Source organism: Zobellella maritima, from assembly GCF_003075035.1.
Classification (GTDB): domain Bacteria; phylum Pseudomonadota; class Gammaproteobacteria; order Enterobacterales; family Aeromonadaceae; genus Oceanimonas; species Oceanimonas maritima.
Genome location: NZ_QCZE01000001.1, coordinates 2,539,298 through 2,563,810 on the forward strand (window position 1 = coordinate 2,539,298; position 24,513 = coordinate 2,563,810).

A 24,513-nucleotide genomic window follows, 5' to 3' on the forward strand; every position below is an offset into this window, starting at 1 on the left:
GAACAGATAACAACAAGGAGTCAAGGATGACCCGTACCGCACTCCCCCAGGCCTGGTTCTGGCTGTTTACCGCCTACCTGCTGTTCGGTATGCATTTCTTTATGCATAATCCCGGCGGCTCGGGCTTCTATCTGCCCTTCAACATGGTGGGCTGGATTTTCGTCTCTCTGCTGATCGCCGTCGGCCTGTGGCAGATGACCCTCAACCGGGCGGTAAGGTTCAGCCGCTTCCATGCCCTGTGCTGGCTGGTACTGGGGCTGTTGTTTGTCCCCCTGCTGTATCCCAACAATGAATTCGCCGACCATGCCCTGCCTCGCCTGGCTGGCGCCGCCGGCGGCCTGCTGCTGTATTTTTCGTTGCTGCAGTGCCGCTTCGACCTGGTCCAGCGCCGCCGCCTGCTGTACCTGCTGCTGGCCGGTGTCAGCCTGGAGATACTGCTCGGTCTGGTGCAGTTCTACCTGTTGGAACCGGGCAACCGCATGGGCTACAACACCCAGGTCAACCGCCCCTACGGTATCTTCCAGCAGCCCAATGTCATGGCCAGCTTTGTGGCCACCGGCCTGATGCTGGCCTGTTACCTTGGGGTGGACGATAAACAGCATCACCGGAACCGGGCCTGCTGGTTGTGGCTGGCCGCCGTGCTGTTCACCGCCCCCCTGCTGTTGATGCTGCTGCAATCTCGCACCGGGCAGCTGGCCGCGGTACTCGGCCTGCTGTTGTTGCTGCCCCTGGCCTGGCAGACCGACAAGAAACGCCTGTTTATTGGACTGGGGCTGGTACTGGCCGGCATAGTGGCGGCCCTGTACTCCCAGTCCTTGAACGAAGGCCTACAGCGAGGTGTCGAGTCCCTGGCCAATCCCGGTTATCGCAAAGGCTACTGGCAGCAGGGCCTGGCCATGATCCAGGCATCCCCCCTGTTCGGCTACGGCTATGGCGACTTCGAGCGTCAGTTTATGGAGTTTTACAACGCCAGTCGGGTGGCAGAGGGCCGGTTGCCGCCGATGGAACCTAACCTGAATCATCCCCACAACGAATTGCTGTTCTGGGGAATAGAGGGTGGCCTGCTGCCGGTCTTGGGGATCCTGCTGGCCAGCATCGGGGCGATAGGCATGCTGTGCAACACCCACTGGCGCCATTCCCTGGCCCTCGCAGCCCTGGTCTGGCCCATCGCCCTGCACAGCCAGACCGAATATCCCTTCTATCATTCCCTGATCCACTGGGTCACCCTGCTGGTCCTGCTGTACTGGATTGACAGCCGGCTGAGCTCCCCCCTTGAGCGGCCTTTCCACCCCTGGCTGCTGGCCCGTTTTACCGCCGTGCTGCTGCCGGCACTGGTGATCCCTTTTATGCTCAGCGGCCTGCAAACCGCCCATGTAGTGACCCGGTATGAACGGGGGGGCTACCAGGAGCCCGAACTGTTGTTGTCGGCCAGCAACCCCATGGCCTGGCTGACCCGGCTGGAGTTCAACGCCATGTCGCTACAGCTGGCCGTTGGCCAGGCACAACAGGATGTGGAGGCACTCAAGGCGTATGTGTCCTGGGGCGAACAGTTTGTGCGCCATACGCCCAGGGCCAATATCTACTACAACCTGGTGCTGGCACTTAACCAGCTGAACGAGCCGGCCCGAGCCAAACGGTTACTGGCCGAGGCGCGCCACTTCTATCCAGACGAGCCCTTGCTGAAGCAGGACAACATCAGCAAGGCCCTTCGCTCTCTGGATAAAGGGCAATCCGGCCAGGACGCCGACACGACGGCCATGACATCGCTCCCGCAGCCTTAGGGGGATGTCACCGCCAGTGGGAATGTCAGTGGGCTTACAACGTAGCAGGCACAAAGCGCACCTGAAACAGGTACGGCCACAGCTTGCCGGTCAGGTAGAAGGTATCGGTCTCGGCCTCGTAGGCGATGCCATTCAATACAGCCTCCCCATCCCAGGAGCGCTCGCTTAACAGCAGCAGGGGGGTTGCATCGATTTCGGCCAGTATTCTGCCGCTGGTTTTATCGATCTTTACGATGCGGCTGTCACGAAAGATATTGGCATACACGGCATCACCCACACATTCCAACTCATTGAGCGGTCCCGGTGTCCGGCCACCAAAAGACACCAGCTGTTCTCCCAATAACTCGAAACTCTGAGCATGGCGGCGATACAGAGTCTGGCTGCCATCCGTCATCCACAGGAACTCACCGTCGAAACACAGGCCCCAGCCCTCGCCACTATACTGATGGGCCCGCTGCAGAGAAAAATCATCCAGGTTATAGACCAGAGCCAGTCCCTCCTTCCAGGTCAGTTGAATAAGCTGATCCCCGATACGGGTCAGCCCCTCGCCGAAATAGGCCGGATCCAGCGCCAGCCGGTGCAGCACCCGACCTGTTTCGGGATCCACCTTGCGCAAGCTGGCTCGGCCATAGAGACCGGTACTCTCGTAAAAATGCCCTTCATGCAACAACAGCCCCTGGGTGAAGGCGTCCGGATCATGAGGCAGGGTGCGCACCACTTCAACCCGTAGCCGCTCGGCCAGCGGTTCGGCCACTACCGACAGACAACAAACCCAGCAGGACAACAGGACACAGCCCCATTTAAACAAGAAAATAATCACAGCCTCCTTAGGATACAATGCTGGTTACTTAAGCATGTTCGGGATTGATTAGCTTCCCGCCAACACCTCGTAAAACCAACCCATACCGTAAACTGAGCGACCTTATTCCTTAAGGGGCGGTTAATCTGTCTAGCCGTAATCGCTCCCGCTCATCAAACAGCCGCCGGCTGGCCACCGATACCGCAGCCAGGGTACCGAAACCGGTGCCGACGGTAATGGTAAACATCACCAGCACCTGGTATTTCACCGCCAGCGCCGGCGGACTGCCCGCCAATATCTGTCCTGTCATCATGCCCGGCAGGCTGACGACCCCGGCCGCCGCCATGGCATTGATGGTGGGGATCATACCTGCACGCATCGCCTCTCGCCGCTGCTCACCGATCGCCTGACTCCAGCCCTGGCCGAGCATCAGCCGCCCTTCGATCAGTGCCCGCTGCCGCCAGACCGAATCGGTCAGCCGATCCAGGCACAAGGCCACCCCGGTCATGGTATTGCCCAGCATCATGCCCAACAGGGGGATGGCATATTGGGGGGTGTACCAGGGGTCCGGACCTATGATTAGGCTCAGGGTCAGCAGGGTAACGGAAAAAGACGAAACAAACATGGAAAGGGTGCCGATGCCAAAGGTCCAGCCACCGGCCAACCGCCGCTGCTGCCGAGCCACCACCTCCCGGCCGGCGATCAGCAGCATCACCAGGGCCATCAGTACCACCCAATACCAGGACGCAGCCGAGAACAGGGCTTCCAGTACCAGACCGATCAGCGCCAGTTGCAACAGGGTCCGGAGCGCAGCAATCATCAGGCCTCGGGCAATACCCAAACGCGCCAGGTGAGTGCAACCCGCCAGTGCCATCACCATCAGCGCCGCCAGCCCCAGCTGCCACCAGCTTAACTCGATGACCGCCATTACTGATGTTCCAGCCGGGAGCCCTGAACATGGTAGTGACGATCCGCCACCCGCCCTATCTGGGCTTTGTCATGGCTGACCCACAGTACCGGTAACTGCTGAGTGCGTGCCCAGCGGGCAAGCCAGTCCTCGGCATTCAGGGTCAGCTCCGGATCCAGGTTGGCCGTCGGCTCATCCAGCAACAGAGCCCTGGGACCATAGGAGCAGGCCCGCAACAGGGCCAGGCGTTGCTTTTCGCCGGAAGACAGACGACCGACCTGCCACCCCAACACCCCGGGTTCCAGACCCAGTCCAGCCAGCTCCCGGTCGAGATCCTGATGCTCGGCAAAATGATCCGCTACCCGCTCCGCCCACCAGGGGCTTTCGGATGGCACCAGCATCACCCAGCCTCGCCAGCGATGGGCCTTGACGGCGGCCTGGGCCATATTGCCCAGCCAAACCTCTCCACCGTGGACATCCAGATCGGCAATGGCACGCAATAACCGGCTTTTGCCTGATCCCGAAGAGCCGGACAGGCAAACAATCTCTCCCGGTGCAATAGTCAGGGAAATCCCTGTCAACGCGCCCACGGATACCTGCTCCAGCTTAAGTACCCGATTATCATGAGGCCCGCTGCCGGGCTCGAGACATTGATCTTTGCTTTCCTGCGGATTTCGGACCCACACAAAGCTGCTCCTTCTGCCACCCCGGCCCATGCTCATTATTATACAGAGAATAGGCCGGATCGGCTCCCATGTCTGTTGTCGTCGCAGTACGCACATCCTTAAAATCAGGCCTAAGCCCCAGAGGATGCCGAGCAGGCGGGAAAACGGCTGGCAAAGCCATCCCACCCGGCGGACACAGTCCTTGATTTTGCTGTGATTTAAATGAAAATCCGGCCTTGCTATCAAGTCTATACTAATGGCGGGACGTGGCACGAAACAGGCATGAGGTCCATGTCAGGGCGCCCCATCCCCTTGATCACCACTTCCAGGAGAATAATAATGATGCAGCGAATCTGCCGGATAATTAACCCCCTACTGATCGTTTCCTTGCTCATGGGCACAGTGCCGCTGACAGCACAGGCCCAGCCGAGCCAACTGATCTCCACCCAAACAGCGCTGAGCACCGAACAGGCCAGCATGGACCGTGAACGCATCGATGCCCTGCTGGCCCGTGCCGACGTGCGTGAGCAACTGGTCGCCTACGGCGTCTCATTACCCGAAGTCGAAGCGCGGGTCGCAGCCCTTTCGGACCAGGAAGTGCGTCAGATGGCCGAGCAGCTGGATAATATGCCGGCCGGGGCCAACTCCGTAGTCGGCGCCCTGCTCACCGTCTTTATTATCCTGCTGGTCACCGACCTGCTGGGACTGACCAACGTGTTCCCCTTCACCCGTTGATGGGCAAGGTGCCTGGTTTGCAAAGCGTCCGTCTGGCGGGTGTTTTGCCATTCTTGCTGATGATATTACTGGCCGGCTGTAGTAGTCCCCGCCCCTCGGCGGAGGTGGCCGGCAGACTACCGGACAACGCCTATATAGCGGGCGTGCCCTTCCATGGGCAGCGGGACTATCAGTGTGGCCCCGCTTCGCTGGCCATGCTGCTCAATGCCAGCGGCGTCCGGGTCGACGTTGAACAGCTAATCTCCCAGGTATTTGTACCCGGTCGCTCCGGCAGCGTGCAGCCGGAAATGCTGGCCACTGCCCGCCGCCATGGGCGGATCAGCTACCCGTTGACCGGCAGCCTGGACACGCTGCTCACCGAAGTCGCCGCCGGTCATCCTGTTCTGGTGCTGCAAAACCTGTCGCTGCCACTCTGGCCGCTGTGGCATTACGCGGTGGTTATAGGTTACGACCAGGAGCGTACTCGACTGCTTCTGCACAGCGGTGAACAATCGCACCAGCCGGTTGCCATGGGCCGCTTTGACGCTACCTGGGCACGCAGTGACCGGTGGGCCATGGTTGCGCTTCCTCCGGGTCAACTCCCGGAATCCATCACACCGCAGCTGGCGACCGAGAGCATAGCCGCGTTTGAAACGGTAGCCGGATCCGAGTCCGCACTACCGGCCTGGCAGTCCCTGGTCACGCGCTGGCCCACGCATGCCATGGGCTGGTTTGCCCTGGGCAATGCCCTCTATGCCACCGACAAGCCGCAGGCGGCAATCGATGCCTTTCACCGGGCCACAGAACAGGCGCCGGCTCTCGCCGTCGCCTGGCTCAACCTGGGTCTGGCGCAAGCGGCCCTGGATCAACGGCAGGCCGCGACCTACAGCCTGGGTCGGGCCGCCGCATTGCCCGGTCAATGGCAAAGCCATGCCAGACAGGCACAGCAACAACTGGAGCAAAACTGAACCTTGTCCCTTTATTCCATTAAGCAACCGCTCAATATCATTGAGTCGCAACTTAAGGTCACCTGTACCGGAAAACGACGGCGAACATTCACTGGATACTCGGTTCGGCAGCAAGCTGCCCCCGAGCTTGACGACGTCACCGGCCACCGGGGATGACGAGAAAAGCGGCATGGCAGACGTATTTCCCGGCCATGATGCAAGGCTCCGCCAAGAGGCTGACAAGGTCCCGTTAAGGCCGATGGGGCACCTGTTAATAGACAGGCCCCTCGGTGGTGAGCATGCCGACCAGCTGGGCACGGGTCACCAGCCCCTGCCCCTGGCGCCCGACGGGCAGCAGGAAGCCGGCGGTTTCTTCCTGCTGCAGTGCCTTGATGGCGGCCAGCAGGGAGGCATCTTCGGTAAGCTCGATCAATCGGTGGCGGCTGGCCTGCAAGGGTTCAAGTAGCTGACTCAGGGGAACGTCATCCGGCTGCTGCCGCCACGCCAGATACATTTCATTGAAACGCTGGCCGTCAACCAGGTAGGGGTGCCCGGCCTGCCGCACCACGATCCATTGCGGCGGCTGCCGCAGTAGTTCGTCGGGCACCTCATCGGTGTCGACGTCAATGGCGGCAAACTGAAATATGGCCAGCTCGGACAGATAACGCTGGGCCAAGGCTGTGCATACCGGATGAGTTTGCAGCACCTGCCCCCGCTCCTTGAGCAGGGTCAGCACCAAGGATGGCAGCCGAAACCCATGCTGGCATACCAGGTTGGCACTGAGCACCACCACCATGGCCGGAAACATCGCCTCGGCGCTGAGCGACAGCTCCAGGACAGTGGCGAGCGCTGCCAGCGGTGCATGGAGTACGGCACTCATCATGGCGGCCATACCCAGCAACGCATAGAGGCCAGGATCGGATCCCCCCGGCACCAGGGCCCCTGCCACCCCGCCGGCACAGACCCCGAGCATCAGGTTCGGCGCTATCTGTCCACCCGGTACCCCCAAACCGATCGCCGCCGCCGTGGCGATCAGCTTGGCCAGCAGTAGCAGCAATAACGGCAGCCAGGGCATCGGCTGGACCAGGGTGGCATTGATGGTATCGTATCCGGAGCCCAGTATCTGTGGAGCGACCAGGGCCAGGACACCGGTAATGACGCCCGCCAGCAGCAGCCTGGGCCCCTTCGATTGGATGGGAAACCGCAGAAACAGCCGGACCAGATGGTGAAACAGCACCGCCACCAGCCCGACCCAGATACCGGTGAACAGCAGGCCGGGAATATCGGAGTAGCCGGCGAGAGCCAACTGCACCGGTTCCAGCACCGGATGCGGCCCCAACAGCACTTCGGTAAAGGCCGAAGCGGTGATGGCAGCGGCAATGATGGGGGCAAATCCCAGCAGGCTGTATTCCATCAGCACCACTTCCATGGCGAACAACACCCCGGCCAGAGGAGTGGTAAAGGCGGCGGAAATGGCCGCCGCCGTACCACAGCCGATCAACAGCCGCAGCTGACTCGGCGGCCGCCCCGCATACTGGCCGAGCAGACTGGCCACCCCCGAGCCCAGGTGCACCGCCGGTCCCTCACGACCAATGCTCTGGCCCGAGCCCAGGGCAATCAAGGCCCCCACAAACTGAAACGCGAGGTTGGCGGCCGGCAGTCGCCCCTGGCCGAACTGCAGGCGCTCCAGAACATGGGGCAACCCGACCGCCTGTGCCGAAGCCGGTGTAACCCGGTACAGGCCGATCAACAGCAAGCTGCCGAACACCGGCAGCCCCAGTCGCCAAAGGGGAGATAGCGACTCGAAATCTTCCAGCGAAGCGCCATTCAGCCAGCCCAACGTCATATTCAGCAGACTCAGGAAACTGGCCATCACCAGACCGGACACTATGCCTATCACGCAGCCGAGCAATACCAAGGGTAACAGGCTGTTCGAGGGCCTGAACAAAAGCCGGTGCCACTTGCTTTTCGACTGAGACATGGGTTCCGCCGTACAATAAGTCTTCTACACAAGCATAAGCAGATACAGGCGGGCTGCCCACCACGCAACCACGGCCATCGACCCGGCCCGAGTATGGTCAGTATGCTATAGTCCTGTCACTTTTATCGTCGAGGTGACCTAGCTGATGAGTATTGAACAGCAACTGATGGACCGCAGTGGTGGCAATCGCGAACTGTGCGGTGCCGACCAGGGGCATCAGCCTGACCAGCAACCCGGAGCATATCGAAGGCAAGGTAAACGGGTACAAATCGTACTGGTGGCCAAATTCCTTAACAAAGCCTGATTCAAAAACAGTCCCTCAGGAGGAGTGATGTACAAGCTGGTATTTTTTGTGCCCGAATCCCATCTCGAACCGGTCAAGACGGCGGTATTCGCCACCGGCGCCGGAAAAATCGGCGACTATGAGCAATGTTGCTTCGAAACCAGAGGCATGGGTCAGTTCCGGCCGTTGACCGGTGCCCGGCCTTTTATTGGCGAGTCCGAGAAACTGGAGCAGGTCGAAGAAGTTCGGGTGGAGCTGGTGTGCGAGGATGCCTTGATCCGCGAGGCCGTCGCCGCCCTGCGCGAGGCCCATCCCTATGAAGAACCCGCCTTCGATGCTTGGCCCCTGAGTGATTTTTAGGGCCGGCCCTGCACCGGTGCTGTACGGCGGCCATCACTAGCGCCCGAGATCCATCCTGGGCGGCATAAAAACCTGCCGGATCCAGGCGCTGTCCAGGAGCCGGAAGATCTCCCGGGCAACACCGTAATCCCGTCGCCGCCCCTTGACCTCAAGCACCATGGCCCCAAAGGTATCGATTTCGATCCGCCCATGGGCATAGTCGATCCAGATCCAGTCATCCCCCTGCCTGCCGAATCGCAGATGCTCGTAACGGCCGCCGAGCCTGGTCACTATCTGCTCGAAGGCATCCGGATCCAGCTCACCGAAGATCACATATTCACTCTGCTCCATCTGGGCTCCCGAGCCGGCGGCAATCTTAACAATGTGGATGGGATCATCGGCTTGATAGCGGATCCCTGTCGGTCAAGACCAAACAATACCCATTGTATATAGTCCAGCTAACGATATAAGAGGCGTTTTATGTATTGCACCCTGTCCGGCCCTTGTGGTCAGTTAAAGATTATCGCCGATCCAAACGCCATCGTTCGGATTGATTTCCTGGATCAGCCGGAACCCGAGCAGCCGGCAACCACTCCTCTGCTAAGCGAGGCCAGTGCCCAACTGAAAGCCTATTTTGCTGGCAGCTTGCACAGCTTCTCCCTGCCTCTGGCTCCGAAAGGAACCCGTTTCCAACAGCAGGTATGGCAAGCCCTGCAACAGCTGGCCTATGGCGAACGCTGCAGCTATAGAGAGATCGCCCTCCGTATCGGTAATCCCCTGGCCGTACGCGCCGTGGGTGCGGCCAATGGCCGTAATCCCATTCCGATTGTCATCCCCTGCCACCGGGTGATCGGTGCCAATGGCAAGCTGACCGGTTATGCCGGCGGCCTGGAACGCAAGGACTGGCTGCTGCGTCATGAAGCCGGCCTGGCAGCCTCCATCGGGGGGCGGGCTCGTAGCAGATAAATACGATCCACTTTGTAAGAGATCTCTCAACGAAGCGACAGATAAAACGTTTTCTGCTTATGGAATAACGGCATGGATTACTACATTTCCATTTAAATACAACAAGTTAAATATTACCCTCTATTTTTCGTACTGTTCGGCTTACATCAGCTTGCTTGAGCAGTAGCCCAGTTAGGCTATTATCTCTTCCGCAAGGAGCAAGGAGGTCCGTCAGGAAGACAGGCCGCCAGGAAAGGCGAAGGGAGCACCGCAGGATGCGGTCAAGGACACCTCCAGGATGGAGATAGTCGAGCGAGTCAGGATGACACGCGGTCAGGATAACCAAGGACACCCCGAAGGATCGGGAAGAGGAGCACCTTAAGGATTAAGGTAATGTCAGGGATTGCAGGGAGCAATTTGGTTTAGGGATTGAACCGCTAAGACGACCCAAAAGGGGGATGACATGATGTCGTCCCCCTTTTTCCTTTTTGCCGCGATGGCAGCATGACGTTTAATGTCGCCACTTGTATTTCCCCGGCCCGAGCAGGATCACCGCCACCGCCGTCAACAGAAAAAAGCCCTGCAGCTCGAGTTGCCAACCACCCGAATCTCCCAGCATGAAAAACTGGTGGGAATGGGCCAGCCCCAGGGCAAACAGCATATTCACCACGATGAGCGCGGCCCCGACCCGGCTGTAGTAGCCGATTATCAGCATCAAGGGCGCGATGACCTCGCCCACATAGACACCGTAGGCCAGGATAGCCGGCAGATCCTTGCTCACCAGCATGTTTTCGATGCCCGAGACACCACCAAACACTTTGCTAACCCCATGAAACAAGATCAAGATCCCCAGGGTCAGGCGTAATATCAACTTGCCCAGATCCGGATTTTCCGCCATAACCTCTCCTCACAGTTTTTAATCGTCGGTCCTGCCGGGCGTGAAGTTATACGGCGTATCCCTCTCATCAACGCCGGAGCCGGATTCCCGGTGATACCCGCTCACTCAATAATAATAAGCAAAAAAGGCGCTGTTCGGCGCCTTTTTAGTATCCATATGCCAGCCATGGTTCAGCCGTGGGGAGCGACGACCAGACAATCCATCCCCCGACGGGACAGGCTCCGGCAGGCATTGCGCGCCTGTTTCTCCTGCAGACCCACCAGACGGGCACGAAACAGCTTGCGATTACTGATTTCCACCTCGCTGACCGCCACCTGCCCCTGCACCCATCTGGTGGCGGCAACTGCCTGAGCCCTGGCCTGGTCTTGACCACGGTAGGAACCAACCTGAACAGCCCAGCCCGATCCCAGGGGAGCTTCGCTCTTTTCGGTCGGAACCGGCAGGACCTCCCGTTGCAATACCACCGTATCCGTCGACTTGCTGATCAGGGGCGCTGGTTTGATCTCGTATTTAGGGGCCTCCGGGGCTTGCGGGCTGATCTGTGGCTGAGCGGAAACCTCCTTGGTTACCCTTTGCGCAACCCGCTGCTGCGCCGAGGCACGGACAAACCCGCGATCGAGTAATTGGGCCATATGCTGATCACGAGAGTGGGCTGTCTGCCCCCCCATCACCACGGCGACCAGCCGCTTTTCGCCTCGCTTGGCCGAAGTGGCCACATTGAAACCCGAGGCTCGGATATAGCCGGTCTTCAGGCCGTCGACTCCCTGATAGCTGCGCACTATCCGGTTATGGCTGGTATAGGTCTTGCCACGATAACGGAAGGAGGGAGCCGAGAAATAATGATAATACTTGGGAAAGTCCTGCATCAGCCGCTGTGCCAGGGTCGCCATATCCCGAGCCGAACTCTTCTGCTGACTGTCAGGCAAACCGGAGGCATTGCGGAACTGGGTATCCTTCATCTTCATCTCGCGAGCCTTGTCGGTCATCATCCGGGCAAAGTTGCGTTCGCTGCCTCCCAAGGCTTCCGCCACCACCACGGCGACATCATTGGCCGAACGCACTATCAGGGCAGGAATGGCGTCACGCACCAGGATACCATCCCCCGCCCGCAGGCTCAGGTTGGTCTGTGGCATGGATGCAGCATGGCCAGACACCCTTAGCTTGCTGGCCAGGGTCAACTTGCCTTGCTCCATGGCCTCGAACAACAGATAGAGGGTCATCATCTTGGTCAGAGAGGCAGGGTAACGGGGAGCATCGGCATGGGCGGCATGCAAGATCTCTCCCGTATTGGCATCCACCACAATGGCGGCATAACGGGGATTAGCCTGAGCCTGAGTAAACAGGGAGATAAACAACATGGTTGCCAGGATAAAATATCCCTTCTTCCCTGCACGTTTTAAAGCAAACATGGGATCTACCCTCTCTGAATGTTGAAAAAGCCGGCAGAAATTACGTGATGAACATCATGCTGTCCAGCTTTACTCTTTTATTTTCTCCTACCTCTGACGCCGGGTCGCACAGACGCAACAGCATTTGGAACCAAGCGACAAAACCTGTCCGTTGCAGAGTTGGATACCCTAATCATATATCGCAATTGACGCTTGTGGAGCCCCCAACACATCCTAATTGTCGTTATCAAGAAACCGGCAAAAGAAAGGCGCCGAACGGCGCCTGTCTTTGGCTTTTAGTCTATTCACTCAGGTTGGGCGCCAGCCACTTCTCGGCTTCCTCGCGGGTCATGCCCTTGCGTTCGGCATAATCCAGCAGCTGATCCTCCTGGATCTGTGCCACCGCAAAATAGCGGGTATTTGGGTAGGAGAAATAAAAACCTGATACCGCCGCCCCCGGCCACATGGCAAACGATTCGGTCAGCTTCATACCGATGCGGGCCTCGACGTCCAGCAGCTTCCAGAGGGTCCCTTTTTCGGTATGCTCCGGGCAGGCCGGATAGCCGGGCGCCGGGCGGATGCCCCGGTATTTCTCCCGGATCAGCTCATCATTGCTGAGATCCTCGTCCGGGTCATAGCCCCAGTACTCCCTGCGCACCAGCAGGTGCATGTATTCAGCAAAGGCCTCGGCCAGTCGATCGGCCACTGCGCTGGCCATGATGGCATTGTAATCGTCGTGGGCGTCCTTGTAGCGCTGCACGATATCGTCCTCGCCGATGCCGCCGGTCACCGCAAAACCGCCGATATAATCAGGCTTGCTGCCCTTGGGGGCCACATAATCGGCCAGGCAGTAATTCGGGAAGCCATCTTTCTTCTCGGTCTGCTGACGCAAAAAGCGCAGTGTGTGCAATACCTGTGAGCGGCTCTCGTCAGTATAGATCTCCACATCGTCACCCACGCTGTTGGCCGGAAACAGCCCGATAACACCGGCGCAGCTCAGCTCGCCATCGGCTGCCAGCTTGTCCAGCAGGTCATTGGCATCGGCAAACAGCCGCTTGGCTTCTTCACCCACTACCTCGTCCTCGAGGATACGTGGATACTTGCCCGCCAGCGACCAGGTGAGGAAGAAGGGCGTCCAGTCGATGTAGTCGCGCAGCACCGAGATAGGCACATCGTGAAACTCGTGAATACCCGGTTTCGCCGGCACCGGTGGGGTATAGGCCTGCCAGTCGATGGCCACCGGATTGGCTCTGGCCTGGGCCAGGGTCACCGGCCGGGTGCGCGGCTGTTTGCGGGCATGCTGATCACGCACCAGTTCGTATTCCTTGTCGAGCCGCTCGACGAAAGCCGGTTTATTGGTTTCACTCAGCAGGCTCTGCACCACGCCCACGGCGCGTGAAGCATTGGACACATAGACCACCGGCTCATCATAGTTCTGCTCTATCTTGACCGCAGTATGGGCCTTGGAAGTCGTGGCTCCGCCGATCAGCAGCGGAATGGTAAAGCCCTGGCGCTGCATTTCCTTGGCCACATGCACCATTTCGTCCAGCGACGGGGTGATCAGGCCGGACAGGCCGATCATGTCCGCATTGGTTTCCCGGGCGGTCTTGAGGATGGTCTCGCAAGACACCATCACCCCCAGATCCACCACCTCATAATTGTTGCACTGCAGTACCACACCGACTATATTCTTGCCGATATCGTGTACATCGCCCTTCACCGTCGCCATGACTACCTTGCCGTTGGTCTGGCCGACCTGCTTGGTAGCCTCGATATAGGGATTGAGGTAGGCCACCGCCCGCTTCATCACCCGGGCCGATTTCACCACCTGGGGCAGGAACATCTTGCCTTCGCCGAACAGGTCACCGACCACGTTCATGCCGTCCATCAGCGGGCCCTCGATCACATCGAGTGGCCGGGACGCCTGCTGGCGGGCCTCTTCGGTATCTTCTTCGATGAAGTCGGTCAGCCCCTTGACCAAGGAATGGGCCAGCCGCTTGTTCACCGGCCAGCTGCGCCACTCCAGATCCCGGGCGTCGTTGGCCTGCCCGCCGCTGTTGCGATAACGCTCGGCGACTTCAAGCAGCGCCTCGGTGGCATCGTCATTCAGGTTGAGTACCACCGCCTCGACCTTTTCCTTGAGCTCGGGATCTATGTCCTCATAGATGGCCAGCTGGCCGGCGTTGACAATGCCCATGTCCATACCGTTGCGAATGGCATGGTAAAGGAAGACGGCGTGAATGGCCTCACGTACCGGTTCGTTGCCGCGGAACGAAAACGACACGTTGGACACACCGCCGGAAATCATGGCGTGGGGCAGGTTGTCCTTGATATCCTTCACCGCCTCGATAAAGTCCACCGCGTAGTTGTTGTGCTCGTCGATGCCGGTGGCCACGGCGAAGATGTTGGGGTCGAAGATGATGTCTTCCGGTGGAAAACCCACCTTGTCCACCAGCACCCGGTAGGCCCGCTCACAAATTTCAAACTTGCGCTCCCGGGTATCGGCCTGACCCACCTCGTCAAACGCCATGACGATCACGGCCGCCCCGTAGCGACGCACCAGTCGGGCCTGCTCGATAAACTTTTCTTCCCCTTCCTTCATGGAGATGGAGTTGACGATGCCCTTGCCCTGTATGCACTTGAGGCCGGCCTCGATCACTTCCCACTTGGAGGAATCGATCATGATCGGCACCCGGGAGATATCCGGCTCACCGGCGATCAGGTTGAGAAAGCGACTCATACAGGCCTCGGCATCGAGCATGCCCTCGTCCATGTTGATGTCGATGATCTGGGCGCCGTTTTCCACCTGCTGCAACGCCACTTCCAGCGCCTCGTCGTATTTATCTTCCTTGATCAGCCGCTTGAATTTGGCCGAGCCGGTGACGTTGGTACGTTCGCCCACGTTCACGAAGATGCTCTCGGGCGTGATCTGCACCGGCTCCAGGCCGGACAGCCGACAGGCAACCGGCAGCTCGGGCAGTTTACGCGGCGCTATGCCTTTCACCGCCTCGGCCATGGCCCGAATATGCTCGGGGGTTGAGCCACAGCAGCCGCCCACCAGGTTGAGGAAACCGCTTTCGGCCCACTCCCTGATATGGCCGGCCATTTCGTCGGCTTCAAGGTCGTATTCACCGAAGGCATTGGGCAGGCCGGCATTGGGGTGGGCCGACACATAGGTCTCGCTGATGCGCGACAGCTCGGCCACATACTGGCGCAACTCGTCCGGCCCCAGGGCGCAGTTCAGGCCGAAGGAAATAGGCCGTGCGTGGCGCAGGGAGTGGTAGAAGGCTTCTGTGGTCTGGCCGGTCAGGGTACGGCCCGAGGCGTCGGTGATGGTGCCGGAGATCATCACCGGCAGGCGAATACCACGCTGGTCGAATACCCCTTCGATGGCGAACACCGCCGCCTTGGCATTGAGGGTATCGAAGATGGTTTCGATCATCAGTAAATCGGCGCCGCCGTCGATCAATGCCTCGGTCGCTTCGGTGTAGGCCTCGACCAGCCGATCGAAGCTGATGTTGCGGTAACCGGGATCGTTGACATCCGGAGAAATGGAGGCGGTTCTGTTGGTCGGTCCCAGCACCCCGGCGACAAAGCGCGGCTTCTGCGGCTCTTTCGCGGTCCATTCGTCGGCCACCCGCCGTGCCAGTCGGGCCGCCTCCAGGTTGATTTCAGCCGCCAGGGATTCCATCTGGTAATCCGCCATGGCGATGGTGGTGGCGTTGAAGGTGTTGGTTTCGATGATATCGGCACCGGCAGCAAAATAATCACTATGGATCTGTGCGATGATTTCAGGCTGGGTCAGTACCAGCAGATCATTGTTGCCCTTGAGATCCGAGGCCCAGTCGGCGAACCGCTCGCCTCGGTAGGCGGCCTCATCCAGCCGGTAGGACTGGATCATGGTGCCCATGCCGCCATCTATGATCAAAATGCGTTCGGCGAGCGCCTGCTCGAGTTGGGAAAAAACCGGGGACTTGGACACTTTTGACTCCTGTAACAACATGATTCCTGCGGGCGGACTCCATGCTATCACAAAAATGATCATTAGAAATCCAGCCATCCATAAGGCCAGCGAAGTCGATTTCCGGAATCTCGCGAGCTAACCAGAAAAGCGCCCAAATATTTAATTAAATAGCCTCTGAAATGGCAGTTTTCACTAGAGACCGGCAGCAGAAATAGGGCAAACTATGCGCATCCGGCAAAGACCGGAAATCTAGCTTGCAAATGACTAACAATAACAACTGGAAGTGCCTAAATGAGCGTCTACTACACCCTGTGTATTTTAGCGGCTATGGCGATTACCATCGCCTTTGTCAATCAGTATATAACGAGAATACAAACCACCATTGCCATCACCTCGGGTGCCCTGGCCATTTCGATCCTGATGTTGATCCTGGGGAAAACCACCTGGCCCGAGCTGCAGTTGCATGCGGTCGCCACCCTCGAGACGGTTGATTTCGGCGATTTTCTACTGAAGGGGATCCTCGGCTTCCTGCTGTTTGCCGGTGGACTGGGCATCAACCTGTCTGCACTCAAAACCCAGAAATGGGAAATTACCACCCTGGTTGCCCTCGGGGTCTTGCTGTCGACCCTGGTGGTGGCCGCCGGTCTCTGGCTGCTGGCCTTTATCGCCGCCATCCCCCTGCCTTTTGTCTATTGCCTGCTGTTTGGGGCCCTTATATCACCTACAGATCCCATCGCCGTGCTGGCGATCGTCAAGAAGCTGGGAGCGCCTGAGCAGATTGCCATCCAGGTTGAAGGCGAGTCGCTGTTTAACGATGGTATCGGCCTGGTGGTATTCCTGACCATCTTCGCCGTGGCCTTCAACGGCCATGAGACCAGCATGGGCTCGGTCCTGGCCCTGTTTACCCATGAAGCCATCGGCGGCATCCTGTTCGGCGGCCTGCTTGGGCTGATGTCTCATATCATGATCAGCGCCACCGATGATGGTTCCATGGAGCTGCTGATGACGTTGTGCATACCGACAGCCGGTTTTGCCATCGCCAATATGCTGGGTGTTTCCGGTGCCCTGGCCATGGTGGTCGCCGGCATCATGATCGGCAACTGGACCCGTCATACCGGTTTCAGCGAACAGAGCCAGAAATATCTGGATCACTTCTGGCACCTGATGGACGAATTCCTCAACGCCCTCTTGTTCCTGCTGATCGGCCTGGCCATGCTACTGGTGCAGTTTCACTGGCAGGCCTGGATCCTGGTACTGCTGTCCATCCCCCTGGTGCTGGCGGCCCGCTTTGTCAGCGTTGCCGTCCCTTACCTGGGATTCCGCCGCTTTCGCAGCTACAACAAGTACTCGGTGCGTATCCTGACCTGGGGCGGCTTGCGCGGCGGCCTGTCACTGGCCATGGCATTGTCGATCCCGGCCGGCATCAAACTTGGGGCCAGTGGCCAGGTTGAGCTGCGCGATCTGATCCTGATGATGACCTACGCCATCGTGATTTTCTCGATCATAGTGCAGGGTATGACCATCACCCCCATGATCAACAAGGCCAAGGCACTCGAAAAGCCCGGGGTCTTCGGCTGACATAAAGGTCCGGTATCACCCAGCAACAGGCCCGGCGCCCCCCTGTTTCGCCAGGCCCTGTTGTTACGGCTGCCTCCGGCCGCAGAGATAGTCAGAAACGGGTAAGGGTCTGCCCCTCGGCACTCAGGGTACGCAGATCGTAAGGCGTCAGCTGGTAGACATGGTAATTCAGCCAGTTGGCGAACAGCAGATGCCCGTGGCTGCGCCAGGTCGCCCTTGGTGCATTATTCGGGTTATCCTGGGGAAAGTAGTTTTCCGGAATGGCGGGCTCGAGCCCGGCCGACAGATCACGCAAGTACTCCCCGTGCAGGGTACCCGCATCGTACTCGGGGTGGCCGGTGACAAATACCTGCCGCCGATCCGGGCTGACCGCCAGGTATACCCCAGCCCGCTCCGACGCCGCCAATATATTCAGATCGGTCCGCTTCCGGATAAGTTCGATTGGAAAGTCCGCATAACGGGAGTGGGGCGCCAGAAACACATCGTCAAAGCCCCTCACCAGGGGCTCGAATTCGGCCAGCTTCTGATGTTCGTAGACACCGGATAGCTTTTCCAGCCGGGTCTGCTTGTCGACCCCATACAGAATTTTCAATGCCGCCTGCACCGCCCAGCATAAAAACAGGGTGGAAGTCACATGGCTTTTCGCCCATTCGATCACCCGCTCTATTTTGTCCCAATAGAGTACATCACAGAAATCGGTCAGCCCCAGGGGAGCACCGGTAATAATCAGGCCATCATAATACTCGTCCTTGATCTGCTCGAAATCATAATAGAAGTTTTCCAGATGGGATTGCGGCGTATTCTTCGAAGCCCGGTCGTCGATACGCAGCAGATCCACATCTATCTGCAGTGGCGAATTAGAGAGCATCCTCAGCAGCTGGTTTTCGGTTTCTATTTTTTTGGGCATCAAGTTAAGCAGCAGTACCCGCATGGTACGGATATCCTGATGGGCAGCACGGGACTCCGTCATCACAAAAATATTTTCCTGAGTCAGGACATTGGCCGCGGGCAGGCGATCCGGGATCTTGATGGGCATGTGCTTACTCCCTGTACAGTATCGGTAAAAAAGTCTAGACATCCAGAAATCTACAACAAAGGCGTGGCGGTTGTCATCCCCGACATGGGCGGGACAGGCAAGTTGCGTTAGAATCCCGACAGAGCCATAACAAGGACACTATCATGAACCCAGTGATTGAGCTGGTAAGTACCGGCGACGAAGTGCTGACCGGATTAATTACCGACACCAATGCCGGCTGGCTGTCCCAGCAACTGCTGGAGCTGGGCTGGCAGGTCAGACGCCGCTTTACCGTTGGTGATGATAAGGCTGATCTGGTGCAACTGTTCGAGCAACGCAGCCATGAAGCGGATTTGGTCATAGTGAATGGGGGGCTGGGCCCCACTTCCGATGATATCAGCGCCCTGGCGATGGCCGAAGCGGCGGTTGTGCCCCTGGAACTGAACGAGCACTGGCTGGAGGTCATGCGCGCCAAATACAGTGCCCGCAATCGGCCCATGCCCGAGAGCAATATCAAGCAGGCCATGCTGCCCGCCGGTGCCGAGGTCATCGACAATCCGCTTGGCACCGCCTGTGGCTTTGCCGTCAAGCTCAACCGCGCCACCTTTATCTTTACTCCGGGGGTACCATCCGAGCTGAAAAATATGATGCCCACAGAAATCGTGCCCCGCCTGGTCCGGCTGTTTGGCCTTCAAGGCGCCAACGAGGTACGTCGCTTCTTCCTGTTCGGCCTGTCCGAATCAGGCCTGAGCGACCGTCTGGACAGCAAGAGCTGGCCACCGGGCATAACCCTGGGTTACCGCGCCAGCCTACCGACCATAGAGGTCAAGCTGATCATAGAGCAGGCCTCGCCCGCCGCCGTGCAGCAGGCAGAACAACAGTTGCTGGACGAGGTAGGCAGGCACCTGCTGGCAAGGGGAGAACTGGATTTCAAGACCAGCCTGGGCTCCTCGCTGGCCAACCGAAGTCTGACCCTGTTTGAAGAAGCCAGCGGCGGACGGCTGACGGATACCATCAGCACCATCACCCCCGAGTTCGAAGGCCATTACCTGTGCGGCTTGCCCGACGAGGCTCGGGACTTGGCAACCTGGCTGCAGGGTTCCAGCCGGGAGTTGGCCCTGGCCATCGGTGCCGAAGGCCCCCAGGGTATTCCCCTGGCCCTGCTCACCGCCGACGGGTGCCATGCCCAGACGCTGAAAGTCCAGTTTCGCGATCCGCTCTCCCGCCGCAAGCTGCTGGCCTTCGCTGCCCTGGACATGCTGCGTCGCCATCTCGGCGGGCAGGAGGTGATGATCGACTACGATATCCTGCCCTGTAGCGAACGCCTGATACTGGCATCCTGACATAGGGAACCAAATAACTGTGCCACATTGCGCTACAGAGAGCAGGCCCTAACGCAGACTCTCCATGCTCCCCCCTAGGAGCTTCGCCGCGCCAGGGACGGCGAAGCGGCAAATACGCTTTCCGATCATGATGCAGAGGATCTGCTCTGCGATATCCGCTCGTTGTCTCGAGTGATCGACTATTCGTTTATTCAAATCGGTCAGGGCGGATGAATGTCTTCACCAATACAGCACTCATCAAATTGCTCAGACGCTCGGCCAGAGGTGTGTGGAATAACCAGGCACCGGTGATCAGGGCCAGCGGCACCGACCCGCAGAAAAAGTCGGTAAGCCAATGGGCACCGGACAGTATCCTGGGCATGGCCAGTAACAGCACCAGGGGCGCAACGGCATAAAGATAGCGGCGGGGAAAACGATAACAAATAAACAGCAGATAGGTGGCAAATCCGATACCGTGATCGCTGGGGAAAGAGTCCCCCGAGGCATCTTTTGCCTTGATGTCCGGCACAAGCTGACTCACTCGAGTTGCATTCTCATGGCTCAGGGTCGGGCTGGCCCTCTCTATAGGCAGGGCTTTACCCGCCGCGGCCTGGATGGAAAAGGCACCGGCCATGAGCAGCAACAAACACAGCAGCCGCAATCGCTCACCCCAGGAAACCTGCCAGGCGTAACGGAATACAAACAACGTCATCAGCAAGGCCACGGCACCGTCTATCCAGCGCTGATTGACAAATGCCACCCCCTCGGCCCAACCGGGAACACTGGTCAGCAAGCCATTGAAAAACCAGAAAACGCCCTCGTCCAGCACCTGCCAATAACCGAAGAACCAGGAGAAAAATAATAAAAATGCCAGGCCATGAAGAATACCGAGGCCTTTATAGTCCCATGTCATATTCAATATCATAAATCATGGATATAGAGCGCTATTTATATCAGAAAAAATAATTATTATCAGATAGGTAAGCGTAAAAACAATGTTGCCGGCAGTTTGAGGATTAGCCAATCCTCAAACTGCCCCTGAATCCGTCGAAAGGGTTCAGGGGGCAATGGGAAGCCAATACATCCGCTTCACCTTAACTAACCAGTATGGGGATTAACCACCGGTGTTATTGATTACAGCAGCTTGGCGGCCAGTTCCCGCTGGCGGCTCTTGAGCGCCTCTATATCAAGGTTACAAATAGCACCATCTATGACCCGCCACTTACCGGCCACCATCATGCGGTCGGCACGATGAGCACCACAAAGCAACAGAGCGGCCAGAGGATCGCCAGCACCGGCAAACTGGATCTCATCCAGCTTGAACAGGGCCAGATCCGCCTGTTTGCCGATCGCGAGCTCACCGATGTCATCCCTTCCCAGACAGGCAGCCGAGCCGCGAGTGGCCCACTCCAGCACCTTTTGATGGGTAATCCGGCGGGCACCATAGCGCAAACGCTGTAACAGTAATGCCTGCCGTACTTCCAATATCATGTTGGAGCAGTCATTTGACGCCGAACCGTCCACACCAATGCCCACCGGACAGCCTGCCGCCTCCAGATCCAGGGTCGGACACTGACCCGATGCCAGCAGCATGTTGGAGGATGGACAGTGAGCGATACCGACGCCGGCCTTGCCCAGTCGCCGGACTTCCTCTTCATTGAAATGGATACCATGGGCCAGCCAAACCCTGCTGTTCAACCAGCCGACCGACTCCAGGTAGTCCACCGGCCTCATCCCGAACATTTTCAGACAGAACTCGGTCTCATCGTGGGTCTCGGCCAGGTGAGTATGCAGTTGTACTCCATGGCGGCTGGCAAGCTCGGAGGAAGCCTTCATCAGCTCGGTGCTGACCGAAAAGGGCGAACAGGGTGCCAACGCAACCCGGCTCATGGCCCCGGGTTCGGCGCTATGGTAGCGCCGGATCAGCCGCTCGCTATCAGCAAGAATCGTGGCTTCCGATTGCACCGTGGATTGCGGGGGCAAGCCCCCCTGATCCTGACCCAGACTCATGGAGCCACGGGTCAAATGAACCCGTACCCCCAGTTTTTCGGCTTGGGCAAGCTGGATATCGATCGCATCCTCCAGGCCCCGGGGAAACAGATAATGATGATCACTGGCGGTTGTGCAGCCCGACAACAACAGCTCGGACAACGCCAGCTGGGTAGAGACCGCCACCATTTCCGGATGCAGTTTGGCCCATACCGGATACAAGGAAACCAGCCAGGAAAACAGCTCCTTGTTCAAGGCAACCGGATGGGCCCGAGTCAGGGTTTGATAGAAATGGTGATGGGCATTGATCAGGCCCGGCAACAGCACATGTTCGCGCGCGTCAAAGGTAGCAGCCACCGGCAAGGCCGGTTGCCGGCCGGCAGCGACCAATTCGGCAATTTTACCATCTTTGACGACCACACCTCCTGCGTAAACGGGACTCAGTGCGGCAAGCGGATTTTTAATCCATAGGGTGTTGGGGTTTTGCATCAGACTTTCGACTCCATATTGATGAAAGTTGGCATAACCCGGATGTAAAAGCCCCTGACGCACAACCCGGGAAGGTACGTCAGGGGATTGAGCCTGCCGATCAGCAGGCAGCAATAAGATCAGGCTTTTTCGCCCGCTCTAGTTAACTTTTTTTTTGTGTCCACAGGCTTCTCCTCCTCCCCTGCTTGCTCCTCATCCTTGATACTTTTGGGAAGGATAAGGCTCAGCAGGATAGCGGAAATAGCGCCGGTTGCCACAGGAGAGCCCAGGATATTGGCCAGGGTTTTTGGCAGTTCCTGCAACACGGTTGGTACTGTGGATACACCGATACCCAGTCCGACGGAGATGGCGACTATCAACATATTACGACGATCCAGCTCAGCATGGGAAAGTACCCGGATACCTGCTACCGCCACTGTACCGAACATAATCAGGGTCGCACCACCCAGCACCGGCTTGGGCATTTGCTGCAAGACTCCCCCAATAACCGGAAACAGCCCCATAATCACCAGTATCGCCGCAATATAGATGCCGACAAAACGGCTGGCCACCCCGGTCAGGGCGATAACACCATTGTTCTGGCTGAAGGTGGTAGAGGGCATGCTGTTGAATGTGGCAGCGATCATCGAGTTGATCCCATCCGCCAGTACCCCCCCACGAATCCGGTTCAGATAGACAGGGCCCGCAACCGGCTCCCTGGAGATCGTGGAGTTGGCCGTCAGATCCCCCGTGGTTTCCATGGCGCTTACGCAAAACAGGATTGCCAGTGGAATAAAGGCAGCCAGGTCAAACTGAAAACCAAACTTAAAGGGCATGGGGATCGACACCAGAGGCAGGCTGCTCAGGTGAGAAAAATCCAGGCGGCCCATGAAGAAGGCGACGATCATACCTAGCACCAAGCCGATCACCACGGCCGCCAGGCGGATCATGGGATTACGGGAGCGGTTCAGCAGGATCACACTCACCAGAACAATCCCGGCCAGCATCAGATTTTCCAGAGAACCGAAATTCTCGGCCCCGAAACCACCCCCAATGTCGGTCATCGCCACTTTGATAAGAGGAATACCGATCAGGATGATGATAGTGCCGGTCACCACTGGGGTAATAATATTCTGTAACTTATGAATAAAGCGACTCAGAAAAATTTCGATAAAGGCGGCACAGAAGCTGACGCCAAATATGGTAGCAGGATATCTTCCGGTGTACCACCACGACTCTTGACTATCATTCCGGCCGACAGGATAGCAGTCAGAAATGCGAAGCTGGTCCCCTGTAGACACAGCATGCCGGCCCCCACCGGCCCGATGCGCCGACATTGAATAAAGGTGCCCACGCCGGAAACCATCAACGCCATGCTGATCAGATAGGGGATATGCTCCCCCAGTCCCAGGACACCTCCCACTATCAAGGTTGGTGTGATCACCCCAACCAAACTGGCCAGCACGTGCTGCAATGCGGCAAAACAGGATGGCAGAAATTCCGGTTTATCATGCAGAGCATACAGCAAGTCATGGTTCTTGCCGGTTTCCTTGGTTACATCTTGGGTCATAACAGATCCTTTGTTAGTTCTTGCCGAGACAGATAACCCCTTGGCAGTGTGACACATCTAATCTGTATCAACGTTCATGTCATTCGTTGAACACTCATTTTTATCTTCTTGCTTCGCCGCTCATCTGGCGGAAGGTCATAAAACAATACACCACAATATACATTGATGTTAATTTAATTATCAAAAAATGTGCACAATGCAAAATAAATATGTGTTTAATATGATCACAAATACATTACTCGGATATATAGATGCTGGCACAATCCTCCCACTCAGACTCTTGGTGATGAAAATAAACCCCTCGTTTCGCTCGATACAGCAGCCAGTACCCCCCTGCTCCTTGGGTGTCGACATGGAGGTATGCACGGCGTGTCGGAGGAGCTGTCCATTTGTCCGACCTTTTCAGAGCGATCAAATAGATCAATTATTTAATCTGTTTGGTATAAATAGGTTATCTAAAATGAAAAAAGCCCTTCACATCGGTGAAGGGCTTTTCAACTGGATTGCCTGGCGTTACCCCTCGTCGGGCGAGGATCGCGCGCCGGCTTTCAAGGCATGGCCTTTGTCATGTGCAAGATGCCGGCCGCCGAAACGAAAAAAAGCCCGATACAACAGTATCGGGCTTTTCTATTGGGTGCCTGGCAGTGGCCCGTCCCCTCGCAGAGCTCGGGTCGCTCAGCACTGAAAAGGCGGTGCCTTTTCCGGGCGCACTTCGCCCTACTTTCACAGCAGAGAAGTCGCTTCGCTCCGCTGTATCTACCTTTGCCATGTGAAAGCGAGTTGTGCGAAAACAAAAAAAACCCTTCACCATCGGTGAAGGGTTTTTGAATTGAGTGCCTGGCAGTGACCTACTTTCACATGGCAGCTGCCACACTATCATCGGCGCGGGTGCGTTTCACTTCTGAGTTCGGCATGGGATCAGGTGGGACCACAACGCTATCGCCGCCAGGCATAAACTGG

General features: G+C 57.9%; 21 protein-coding genes and 1 rRNA gene. 8 read left to right on the top strand and 14 right to left on the bottom strand.

What is annotated here, in order from left to right; genetic code table 11:
- The first annotated feature begins 26 nt into the window (after positions 1-26).
- Positions 27-1,781, top strand: a complete 1,755-nt coding sequence (locus DCS96_RS11775) for a PglL family O-oligosaccharyltransferase (protein ID WP_116474448.1) — start codon at positions 27-29, stop codon at positions 1,779-1,781.
- A gap of 34 nt (positions 1,782-1,815) precedes the next feature.
- On the opposite strand, the gene DCS96_RS11780 is transcribed toward DCS96_RS11775, so the two are convergent.
- From DCS96_RS11780 to DCS96_RS11790, 3 genes are all read right to left on the bottom strand, one after another.
- Positions 1,816-2,601, bottom strand: coding sequence for a glutaminyl-peptide cyclotransferase (locus DCS96_RS11780; RefSeq protein ID WP_232818233.1), 786 nt, complete (start codon positions 2,599-2,601; stop codon positions 1,816-1,818).
- A 109-nt stretch (positions 2,602-2,710) separates the two neighbouring features.
- On the bottom strand, positions 2,711-3,508 hold the full coding sequence (locus tag DCS96_RS11785; protein ID WP_116474449.1) for an ABC transporter permease: 798 nt from the start codon (positions 3,506-3,508) through the stop codon (positions 2,711-2,713).
- Entirely contained in the window at positions 3,508-4,173 is a 666-nt protein-coding gene (locus tag DCS96_RS11790) for an ABC transporter ATP-binding protein (protein WP_232818234.1), read from the bottom strand. Before DCS96_RS11790 ends, DCS96_RS11785 begins: the two co-directional genes overlap by 1 nt.
- A gap of 318 nt (positions 4,174-4,491) precedes the next feature.
- Here DCS96_RS11790 and DCS96_RS11795 point away from each other — a divergent pair, with 318 nt between their 5' ends.
- Both DCS96_RS11795 and DCS96_RS11800 read left to right on the top strand, forming a co-directional pair.
- Positions 4,492-4,887, top strand: a complete 396-nt coding sequence (locus DCS96_RS11795; RefSeq protein ID WP_198650011.1) for a PA2779 family protein — start codon at positions 4,492-4,494, stop codon at positions 4,885-4,887.
- Between the two features lie 17 nt (positions 4,888-4,904).
- Positions 4,905-5,834, top strand: coding sequence for a PA2778 family cysteine peptidase (locus DCS96_RS11800; protein WP_198650012.1), 930 nt, complete (start codon positions 4,905-4,907; stop codon positions 5,832-5,834).
- A 250-nt stretch (positions 5,835-6,084) separates the two neighbouring features.
- On the opposite strand, the gene DCS96_RS11805 is transcribed toward DCS96_RS11800, so the two are convergent.
- Entirely contained in the window at positions 6,085-7,794 is a 1,710-nt protein-coding gene (locus tag DCS96_RS11805) for a chloride channel protein (protein ID WP_116474451.1), read from the bottom strand.
- Between the two features lie 145 nt (positions 7,795-7,939).
- Between DCS96_RS11805 and DCS96_RS18605 the strand changes: the two genes are divergently transcribed.
- The gene (locus DCS96_RS18605; protein ID WP_157953630.1) at positions 7,940-8,098 is read left to right on the top strand and encodes a hypothetical protein; all 159 of its coding nucleotides are present in this window, start codon (positions 7,940-7,942) and stop codon (positions 8,096-8,098) included.
- Positions 8,099-8,125: 27 nt separating this feature from the next.
- Positions 8,126-8,437, top strand: a complete 312-nt coding sequence (locus DCS96_RS11810) for a Nif3-like dinuclear metal center hexameric protein (protein WP_116474452.1) — start codon at positions 8,126-8,128, stop codon at positions 8,435-8,437.
- Between the two features lie 36 nt (positions 8,438-8,473).
- Here DCS96_RS11810 and DCS96_RS11815 read toward each other — a convergent pair whose 3' ends face one another.
- Positions 8,474-8,767, bottom strand: a complete 294-nt coding sequence (locus tag DCS96_RS11815; protein ID WP_116474453.1) for a hypothetical protein — start codon at positions 8,765-8,767, stop codon at positions 8,474-8,476.
- Between the two features lie 129 nt (positions 8,768-8,896).
- Here DCS96_RS11815 and DCS96_RS11820 point away from each other — a divergent pair, with 129 nt between their 5' ends.
- Entirely contained in the window at positions 8,897-9,382 is a 486-nt protein-coding gene (locus DCS96_RS11820; protein WP_116474454.1) for a methylated-DNA--[protein]-cysteine S-methyltransferase, read from the top strand.
- 490 nt (positions 9,383-9,872) lie between these two features.
- On the opposite strand, the gene DCS96_RS11825 is transcribed toward DCS96_RS11820, so the two are convergent.
- From DCS96_RS11825 to metH, 3 genes are all read right to left on the bottom strand, one after another.
- Positions 9,873-10,259 carry a DoxX family protein gene (locus DCS96_RS11825; protein ID WP_116474455.1) on the bottom strand — a complete coding sequence of 129 codons (387 nt, stop codon included), beginning with the start codon at positions 10,257-10,259 and terminating at the stop codon, positions 9,873-9,875.
- A gap of 170 nt (positions 10,260-10,429) precedes the next feature.
- The gene (locus tag DCS96_RS11830; RefSeq protein ID WP_116474456.1) at positions 10,430-11,668 is read right to left on the bottom strand and encodes a serine hydrolase; all 1,239 of its coding nucleotides are present in this window, start codon (positions 11,666-11,668) and stop codon (positions 10,430-10,432) included.
- 280 nt (positions 11,669-11,948) lie between these two features.
- Positions 11,949-15,629 (bottom strand): methionine synthase, encoded by a 3,681-nt coding sequence (metH, locus tag DCS96_RS11835; RefSeq protein WP_408646002.1) that lies wholly within the window; start codon positions 15,627-15,629, stop codon positions 11,949-11,951.
- 273 nt (positions 15,630-15,902) lie between these two features.
- Here metH and DCS96_RS11840 point away from each other — a divergent pair, with 273 nt between their 5' ends.
- Positions 15,903-17,189 (top strand): cation:proton antiporter, encoded by a 1,287-nt coding sequence (locus DCS96_RS11840; RefSeq protein WP_116474458.1) that lies wholly within the window; start codon positions 15,903-15,905, stop codon positions 17,187-17,189.
- A 91-nt stretch (positions 17,190-17,280) separates the two neighbouring features.
- On the opposite strand, the gene metA is transcribed toward DCS96_RS11840, so the two are convergent.
- The gene (gene metA / locus DCS96_RS11845) at positions 17,281-18,225 is read right to left on the bottom strand and encodes a homoserine O-acetyltransferase MetA (protein ID WP_116474459.1); all 945 of its coding nucleotides are present in this window, start codon (positions 18,223-18,225) and stop codon (positions 17,281-17,283) included.
- A 143-nt stretch (positions 18,226-18,368) separates the two neighbouring features.
- Between metA and DCS96_RS11850 the strand changes: the two genes are divergently transcribed.
- Positions 18,369-19,547, top strand: a complete 1,179-nt coding sequence (locus tag DCS96_RS11850) for a CinA family nicotinamide mononucleotide deamidase-related protein (protein ID WP_116474460.1) — start codon at positions 18,369-18,371, stop codon at positions 19,545-19,547.
- 187 nt (positions 19,548-19,734) lie between these two features.
- On the opposite strand, the gene DCS96_RS11855 is transcribed toward DCS96_RS11850, so the two are convergent.
- The 5 genes from DCS96_RS11855 to rrf all read right to left on the bottom strand — a co-directional run bounded on the left by DCS96_RS11855 (position 19,735) and on the right by rrf (position 24,503).
- On the bottom strand, positions 19,735-20,439 hold the full coding sequence (locus DCS96_RS11855; RefSeq protein WP_116474628.1) for a phosphatase PAP2 family protein: 705 nt from the start codon (positions 20,437-20,439) through the stop codon (positions 19,735-19,737).
- A gap of 221 nt (positions 20,440-20,660) precedes the next feature.
- Positions 20,661-22,004 carry an 8-oxoguanine deaminase gene (locus tag DCS96_RS11860; protein ID WP_116474461.1) on the bottom strand — a complete coding sequence of 448 codons (1,344 nt, stop codon included), beginning with the start codon at positions 22,002-22,004 and terminating at the stop codon, positions 20,661-20,663.
- 119 nt (positions 22,005-22,123) lie between these two features.
- Entirely contained in the window at positions 22,124-23,185 is a 1,062-nt protein-coding gene (locus DCS96_RS11865) for a solute carrier family 23 protein (RefSeq protein ID WP_269801915.1), read from the bottom strand.
- Positions 23,140-23,553 carry a solute carrier family 23 protein gene (locus DCS96_RS18965; protein WP_269801907.1) on the bottom strand — a complete coding sequence of 138 codons (414 nt, stop codon included), beginning with the start codon at positions 23,551-23,553 and terminating at the stop codon, positions 23,140-23,142. Before DCS96_RS18965 ends, DCS96_RS11865 begins: the two co-directional genes overlap by 46 nt.
- An 835-nt stretch (positions 23,554-24,388) precedes the next feature.
- A 5S ribosomal RNA gene (rrf, locus tag DCS96_RS11870) occupies positions 24,389-24,503 on the bottom strand.
- Between the last annotated feature and the right edge of the window lie 10 nt (positions 24,504-24,513).